The sequence below is a fragment of the Streptococcus cristatus genome (assembly GCF_001578775.1).
Classification (GTDB): Bacteria; Bacillota; Bacilli; order Lactobacillales; family Streptococcaceae; genus Streptococcus; species Streptococcus cristatus_A.
Map to the genome: position 1 here is coordinate 670,865 of NZ_KQ969062.1, position 5,559 is coordinate 676,423.

Consider the following 5,559-nt stretch of genomic DNA (forward strand, 5'->3'; position numbering starts at 1 on the left):
GCCGCTGACTTGGAAATTGCTCAAAAGCAAAATGAACTCAAACTGAAACAAGCAGCCCTCAAGCAGGAAGCGGATATCGCGCAAGCTAAAGCTGACGCGGCTAAAGGGATTGAGGCTGAAATCCAGCGTCGTGAACAAGAACGTGTGGCGGCAGAAGCCAACATCATGAAGCAGGAGAAAGAAGCGGAAGTCAAAGAACGGGAAGTTAAGGTCCGTGAGCAGGAATTGGATGCCAATATCCGCAAGCAAGCCGAAGCTGAAAAATATGCCCGTCAACAGGCCGCAGAAGCACAATTGATTGAACGTCAACGTCAGGCCGAAGCGGAACTCTTTGAAACGCAGAAAGAAGCGGAAGCCCGCAAGGCTCAAGCTGAGGCGGAAAAATATGCACAACTGCAAGAAGCTGAAGCTATTGAAGCCAAGGGACGTGCCGAAGCGGAAGCCATTCGTCTTAAACTAGAAGCGGAAGCCCAAGGTTTGGACAAGAAAGCAGAAGCCATGAAGAAAATGCAGGAAGCTGCGATTACGGAGATGATTGTCGATAAATTGCCAGAAATCGCTCGCGCGGTAGCAGAGCCATTGACCAAGGTAGATAAGATTACCATGTATGGTGAAGGCAACGCTTCTAAAATGGTCGGTGATATCATGCAGAGCATTGACCAAGTTTCCCAAGGAGCAGGCTTTGACATTCGTCAACTATTAGCTGGAGCACTTGGTGTCAATATGACTGTCAACAAGCTTAAACAAGATGAACAAGCTGTCATCGAAGTTGATGAGAAATAAATCCAAATGTATCTATGATATCCAAACAGCTAGGAGTTGAAACTTCTGGCTGTTTGTGTATCCTCCCATAGAAAAGCATTTCTATCAGCTAAATACTTTTCATTACCATGTAAAAATGTTAAAATATAACAGATTAAACAACTAAGATTATAGGAGTAGAAAATGACAAAAGCTAACTTTGGTGTCGTAGGTATGGCCGTAATGGGTCGTAACCTTGCCCTAAATATCGAATCTCGTGGTTATACAGTTGCTATTTACAACCGTAGTAAAGAAAAAACAGAAGACGTAATCGCTTGCCACCCTGAAAAGAAATTTGTACCTAGCTACGATGTAGAGTCTTTCGTTCAATCCATTGAAAAACCTCGCCGTATCATGCTCATGGTTCAAGCTGGACCTGGTACAGACGCAACCATCCAAGCCCTTCTTCCACACCTTGACAAGGGCGATATCTTGATTGACGGAGGAAACACTTTCTACAAAGATACCATTCGTCGTAATGAAGAATTGGCAAACTCAGGCATCAACTTTATCGGTACAGGAGTTTCTGGTGGTGAGAAAGGTGCCCTTGAAGGTCCTTCTATCATGCCTGGTGGACAAAAAGAAGCCTACGAATTGGTTGCTGATGTTCTTGAAGAAATCTCAGCTAAAGCGCCAGAAGATGGCAAACCATGTGTGACTTACATCGGTCCTGACGGAGCTGGGCATTATGTGAAAATGGTCCACAACGGTATCGAGTACGGTGATATGCAATTGATCGCAGAAAGCTATGACCTCATGCAACACTTGCTCGGTCTTTCTGCAGAAGACATGGCTGAAATCTTCACTGAGTGGAATAAAGGCGAGCTTGATAGCTACTTGATCGAGATTACAGCTGATATCTTGAGCCGTAAAGACGATGAAGGGCAAGATGGACCAATCGTAGACTACATCCTTGATGCTGCAGGTAACAAGGGAACTGGTAAATGGACTAGCCAATCAGCGCTTGACCTTGGTGTCCCATTGTCACTTATCACTGAGTCAGTATTTGCTCGCTACATCTCTACATACAAAGAAGAGCGTGTGCATGCTAGCAAGGTCCTTCCAAAACCAGCTGCTTTCAAATTTGAAGGTGACAAGGCTGAGTTGATCGAAAAGATCCGTCAGGCCCTTTACTTCTCAAAAATCATTTCATACGCACAAGGTTTTGCTCAATTGCGTGTGGCTTCTAAAGAAAACAATTGGAACTTGCCATTTGCGGACATCGCATCTATCTGGCGCGATGGTTGTATCATCCGTTCACGTTTCTTGCAAAAGATCACAGATGCCTACAACCGTGATGCTGATCTTGCTAACCTTCTCTTGGATGAATACTTCTTGGATGTTACTGCTAAGTACCAACAAGCAGTGCGTGATATCGTAGCTCTTGCTGTTCAAGCTGGTGTACCAGTACCAACCTTCTCAGCAGCCATCACTTACTTTGATAGCTACCGTTCAGCAGACCTTCCTGCTAACTTGATCCAAGCACAACGTGACTACTTTGGTGCCCACACTTACCAACGTAAAGATAAAGAAGGAACCTTCCACTACTCTTGGTATGACGAAAAATAGGATAGGCCTATGGCAAAGCGAATTTTATTAGTAGAAAATGAAAAGAATCTTGCACGATTTGTGACTTTGGAACTGCAAAAGGAAGCATTTCTTTTGGATGTAGTTGAGACAGGCAGTCAAGGTTTGGCACTAGCTAGAGAAAATGACTATGATCTATTTTTGCTTAATTATGACCTGCAGGATATGACCGCTAGTGAGTTTGCTAGGCAACTGAGTTTGTTCAAGCCGGCTTCAGTCATTATCGTCTTAGCCAGCCGTGAAGAGATCAAAGAACATGCAGATGAGATTCAGCGCTTTGCTGTTTCCTATACCGTCAAACCTTTTATTATCAGCGATTTGGTTGAGAAAGTTTCCGATATTTTTCGAGGTCGGGACTTTATCGACCAGCATTGTAGCAAGCTAAAAACACCGACTGCTTATCGCAATCTACGAGTTGATTTGAAAAATCATATCGTCTATCGTGGAGAGGAAGTGATTGCCTTGACACGACGAGAATATGATCTATTAGTGACGTTGATGAGCAACCAAAAGGTCATGAGCCGCGAGCAGCTTCTGGAACGTGTCTGGAAGTATGAAGGTGCCACTGAAACTAATGTAGTAGATGTCTATATTCGTTACCTACGTAGTAAGATTGATGTTGCTGGACAGACCAGCTATATCAAAACTGTCCGTGGTATCGGCTATGCTATTCAGGAATAATAAGAACAAACCCGCCCTCTGTTTCCAGAAGGGCGGGTTGATTTTTTTCATTTTTAGTACAAATAATACAATCTTGGGAATTAAAATCTATCTGCTTAGAGGACATGGCGCTCGAAAGCATTGTCAGAGATCCCTTGGCTGAGAATGAGTTTCGCCCATTCTTTGGCAGAAAAAAGGCTATGATCCTTGTAATTGCCACAGGATTCGATAGTAGTGCCAGGGACATCCTCCCAAGTAGTCGTCTCAGCGATTTCTTCTAAGCAAGATTTGATGACTTGGGCAATTTCAGTCGCTGAGTGCTGTCCCCACATAATCATATGGAAGCCCGTCCGGCAACCGAAAGGTGAGCAGTCAATCATACCGTCAACCCGCTTGCGAATAAGCATAGCCAGTAAATGCTCGATGGTATGCAGGCCAGCCGTCGGAATAGCGTCTTCATTTGGCTGTACCAAACGAATATCAAAGTTAGAGATAATATCTCCTTTGGGACCAGTTTCCTCGCCAATGAGACGAACATAAGGTGCTTTTACGATTGTATGGTCAAGCTCAAAACTTTCAACGATGACTTCTTTAGACATGATTTCTCCTTTAAAATTTTAAAATTGGAACCTGAAAATGAGATCAGGTTTCAAAAGCGACATTTCAAACACTTCCTTTTGATTATAGCATAAAAAAATAAGAGTTAGGAAATAAAAAAATTTTATATATTAAATTCTTTGATTTAGCGCCTTTTCGCCCAATAATAGGCAAAAAACGGCCTTCTTTTTCAAAAAATTGATTTGTGAATTTCTGCTATTTATGATAGAATAAAAAGGAATTTTGAATTCAATAATTAAATAGATTTGGAGTAAAAACATGGGCTTATATACGATAGCTGCTTTTGTTTTTGCTGCCATCATTGGTTTAGTGATTGGGTATGTAGGAATCGCGGTTAAGATGAAAGCATCTAAAGAAGCTGCGGAACTTACTCTTTTAAATGCTGAACAAGAAGCAACCAATTTACGCGGTCAGGCAGAACGCGAAGCGGATTTGATTGTCAAAGAAGCGATGCGCGAAACCAGTTCGCTTAAAAAAGAAGCACTTTTGGAGGCAAAAGAAGAAGCCAGAAAATATCGTGAAGAGGTTGATGCAGAATTTAAGTCTGAGCGTCAAGAGTTAAAACAAATTGAAAGCCGCTTGACAGAGCGTGCAAGTAGTCTTGACCGCAAAGATGATAATTTAACCAACAAGGAAAAGACTTTGGAGCATAAAGAACAAAGTCTGACTGATAAAGCTAAACACATTGATGCGCGTGAAGCACAAGTAGCTGAGCTAGAGAAGCAAAAAGAAGCTGAGCTTGAGCGGGTAGCGTCCTTGACTCAGACGGAAGCGCGTGAGATTATCTTGACCAAGACCGAGGACAAGCTGTCCAAGGAAATCGCGACTCGTATTCGGGAAGCGGAGCAGGATATCAAAGAGCGTTCGGACAAGGTAGCCAAGGATATCTTGGTTCAAGCTATGCAGCGGATTGCTGGTGACTATGTGGCTGAGCAGACCAATTCAACGGTTCATCTTCCTGATGACAGCATGAAGGGACGGATTATCGGACGTGAAGGTCGCAATATTCGAACCTTTGAAAGCTTGACGGGGATTGATGTTATCATTGATGATACGCCTGAAGTGGTTACTCTTTCAGGTTTCGATCCAGTTCGTCGTGAGATTGCTCGGATGACTATGGAAGCTCTTCTCAAGGATGGTCGGATCCATCCCGCTCGTATCGAGGAATTGGTCGAAAAGAATCGCTTAGAGATTGATAACCGTATTCGAGAGTATGGTGAAGCCGCAGCCTATGAAATTGGAGCACCAAACTTGCATCCTGATTTGATGAAAATCATGGGTCGCTTGCAGTTCCGTACTTCCTACGGACAAAATGTTCTCCGTCACTCGATTGAGGTTGCCAAACTGGCTGGAGTTATCGCTGGAGAGTTGGGTGAAAATGTTAACTTGGCTCGTCGTGCAGGTTTCCTCCATGATATTGGTAAGGCTATTGACCGAGAAGTAGAAGGCAGCCACGTAGAAATTGGAACTGAGTTAGCTCGCAAGTATAAGGAACATCCAGTTGTTATCAATACGATTGCTAGCCACCACGGAGATGTGGAACCTGAGAGCGTTATTGCAGTCATCGTTGCAGCAGCGGATGCCTTGAGCGCAGCTCGTCCAGGAGCTCGCAGTGAGTCGCTGGAAAGCTACATCAAGCGATTGCAAGATTTGGAAGAAATTGCGAACAGTTTTGAAGGAGTTAAGACAAGCTTTGCCCTTCAAGCAGGTCGTGAAATCCGAATCATGGTCAGTCCAGAGAAAATCAAGGACGATAAGATTACAATCTTAGCGCATGACGTGCGTGAAAAGATTGAAAACAACTTGGAATATCCAGGAAATATTAAGGTCACAGTCATTCGCGAAATGCGAGCAGTTGATTATGCTAAATAAAAAGGTTGAGACATTGTCTCA

Annotated in this window: 5 protein-coding genes; 4 read left to right on the top strand and 1 reads right to left on the bottom strand. The window is 43.4% G+C overall.

The features are described from left to right. The 3 genes from SCRDD08_RS11820 to SCRDD08_RS03370 form a co-directional block, all read left to right on the top strand. A partial coding sequence (locus SCRDD08_RS11820; RefSeq protein WP_330997075.1) for a flotillin domain-containing protein occupies positions 1 to 783 on the top strand: 783 nt, incomplete at its 5' end. 162 nt (positions 784 to 945) lie between these two features. Beyond that, on the top strand, positions 946 to 2,370 hold the full coding sequence (gene gndA / locus SCRDD08_RS03365) for an NADP-dependent phosphogluconate dehydrogenase (protein ID WP_048766212.1): 1,425 nt from the start codon (positions 946 to 948) through the stop codon (positions 2,368 to 2,370). Between the two features lie 9 nt (positions 2,371 to 2,379). After that, positions 2,380 to 3,069, top strand: coding sequence for a response regulator transcription factor (locus tag SCRDD08_RS03370; RefSeq protein ID WP_061422433.1), 690 nt, complete (start codon positions 2,380 to 2,382; stop codon positions 3,067 to 3,069). A 95-nt stretch (positions 3,070 to 3,164) separates the two neighbouring features. Here SCRDD08_RS03370 and SCRDD08_RS03375 read toward each other — a convergent pair whose 3' ends face one another. Then, on the bottom strand, positions 3,165 to 3,647 hold the full coding sequence (locus tag SCRDD08_RS03375; protein ID WP_061422434.1) for an S-ribosylhomocysteine lyase: 483 nt from the start codon (positions 3,645 to 3,647) through the stop codon (positions 3,165 to 3,167). A gap of 277 nt (positions 3,648 to 3,924) precedes the next feature. Here SCRDD08_RS03375 and SCRDD08_RS03380 point away from each other — a divergent pair, with 277 nt between their 5' ends. Beyond that, positions 3,925 to 5,538 (top strand): ribonuclease Y, encoded by a 1,614-nt coding sequence (locus SCRDD08_RS03380; RefSeq protein ID WP_061422435.1) that lies wholly within the window; start codon positions 3,925 to 3,927, stop codon positions 5,536 to 5,538. Positions 5,539 to 5,559: the final 21 nt, after the last annotated feature.